The organism is Kineococcus vitellinus, assembly GCF_009906315.1.
GTDB lineage: Bacteria > Actinomycetota > Actinomycetes > Actinomycetales > Kineococcaceae > Kineococcus > Kineococcus vitellinus.
On the sequence record NZ_JAAALL010000453.1, the window covers coordinates 1 to 2,329 of the forward strand.

Consider the following 2,329-nt stretch of genomic DNA (forward strand, 5'->3'; position numbering starts at 1 on the left):
GTGCCGGCTCCCCGCCGCGGCGGCCCCCGGGCCCGCGGCGGGGAGCCGGCACCGCCGCGGAGCGCGCCGCGCCCGGGCCGGCGGGCTCGACGCGCTCGACGCGGTAGGTGTCGCCCGAGGCGTTGACGTCGAGGCCGAGGACCTCGATGCCCAGGTTGCGGGCGTCGTCGAGGATGAGCCGCTTGGGGTACATGCCCGGGTCGTGGGTGAGGACGCCGGCCAGGAAGGCCGCCGGGTGGTGGGTCTTCAGCCAGGCCGACTGGTAGGTCGGCAGCGCGAACGCCGCCGCGTGCGCCTTGCAGAACCCGAACGAGGCGAACGCCCTGAGGACCTCCCAGATCCGCTCGACCGTCGCGGCGGGGTAGCCGTGCTCCAGCGCGCGGCGCTTGAACTGCGGCTCCATCTCCTCCTGCCCGCGGCGGGTGCCGAGGTGGCGGCGGTACTCGTCGGCGAGGGCGAGGTCGTGGCCGGTGGTCGCCTGGATGATCTCGATGACCTGCTCGTGGAACACCACGACGCCGTGCGTCGGCTCGAGCACGTGCCGCAGGCGCTCGTCGAGGAGCTGCGGCTGCGCCCAGCCCTGCCGGGCCCGCAGGAACGGGGTGACCATGTCCGACTTCACCGGCCCGGGACGGAAGAGCGAGATGTCGACGACGAGGTCCTCGAACGTCTCCGGGGCGAACTTGCCGACGAGCTCGCGCTGGCCGGGGGACTCGATCTGGAAGCAGCCCAGGGTGCGGGCCGAGCGCACGAGCGCGTACGTGGCGGGGTCGTCCAGCGGCACCAGGGACCGGTCGTCGAGGTCGACCTCGACCTCCTCCACGCGCCGGACCTCGGCGACGGCGTGGGCCATCGCCGACTGCATCCGGATCCCGAGGACGTCGAGCTTGAGCAGGCCCATGTCCTCGACGTCGTCCTTGTCGAACTGGCTCATGGGCAGGCCCTTCCAGCTGGCCTCCACGGGGGTGCGGCGCAGCAGGCCGGGACCGGACAGGACCACGCCGCACGGGTGCAGCGCGACGTGCCGGGGCAGCCCGTCGAGGCGCTCGACGAGGTCGAAGAAGGCGTCCAGGCGCTCCTCGCCCAGACCGCTGCGCCGCAGCTCGGGAAGCTCGGCGACGGCCGCGCGGGCCTCGCGCGCCCGCAGGTGCGGGAAGGCGGTCGCGATGGCGTCGACCTCGGCGGGGGGCAGGCCCAGCGCGGCCCCGACGTCGCGCACCGCGTGCCGCACGCGGTAGGTGTCCATCATCGACACGCACGTCACCCGGTCGCCGCCGAAGCGGTCGAGGACGGCCGCGTAGACCTCCTCGCGTCGCGCGGACTCCACGTCGAGGTCGATGTCGGGCAGCTGGCCGCGGCGCGGGTTGAGGAAGCGCTCCATGAGCAGGCCGTGCTCGAGGGGGTCGACGCCGGAGATGCGCAGCAGGTGGTTCACGAGGCTGCCTGCACCCGAACCGCGGGCGGCGACGCGCACCCCCAGGTCGCGGGTGAGGTCGCAGACGTCGGCGACGGTGAGGAAGTAGCTGGCGAACCCCACCTGCGCGACGGTCGCCAGCTCGGCGTCCAGGCGGCGGCGCACCCGCGCCTCCCGCTTCGGGCCGGCGCCCGGGTAGCAGCGGGCGATCCCCGCCTCGCAGCGCTGCCGCAGGACGGCGTCGGCGTCGGCGTCGGCGGCCAGGCCGAGCGCCGCGTGGTCGGGCAGGTGGGGCGTGCCGATGCCCAGGTCGGCGACGGGGTCGAGTCGGGCGCGCGCGGCGAGGAGCCCGGTGGTGGCGAGCAGCTGCGCCGCCAGCTGCGGCTCGCCCGCGGCCCCCGCGACGTCGGCGGCCGTGCGGGCCATGTCCGCGCCCGGCAGCAGGTGCCCCTGGCCGGTGGCCCGGTCGAGGTGGCGGGTGCCGAGCGGGACCCGCCGGCGCACCGCGTCGAGCAGGTCGGCGGTCCGCGCGCCGTCCGGGTCCGCGGAGCGGACCGCCGCGGTGAGCACCGCGGGGACCCCCTCGCGCCGGGCCAGCAGGAGCGTGCGCGCCGCGTGCTCCACGCTGCCGGCGGCGCCCGGGGGCGCGTGGTGGCAGACGACCTCCACGTGCAGCGCCCCCTCTGGCAGCGCCCGCCGCCAGTGCCGCAGGACCGCGAGCGCGAGGTCGTCGCGGCGGGCGAGCACGGCGCGGCCGACCTCGGAGGACGGGCCGAGCAGGACGGCGAGGGCGGGTCCTCCGGCGCCGGTGGCGGCGTGGGCGGCGACGAGCTCGAGGCTGCTCACCGGGTGGCCGCGCTCCCCCGCCAGGTGGGTGGCGCTGACCAGCCCGCACAGCGCCGCCCACCCGGTGCC

The 2,329-nt window shown here is 76.8% G+C and carries 1 protein-coding gene; it reads right to left on the reverse strand.

Annotated features, from left to right (window positions below; genetic code table 11):
• The coding region (dnaE, locus tag GTQ99_RS22310; protein WP_166617870.1) for a DNA polymerase III subunit alpha at window positions 1–2,329 on the reverse strand (2,329 nt) is incomplete at both ends.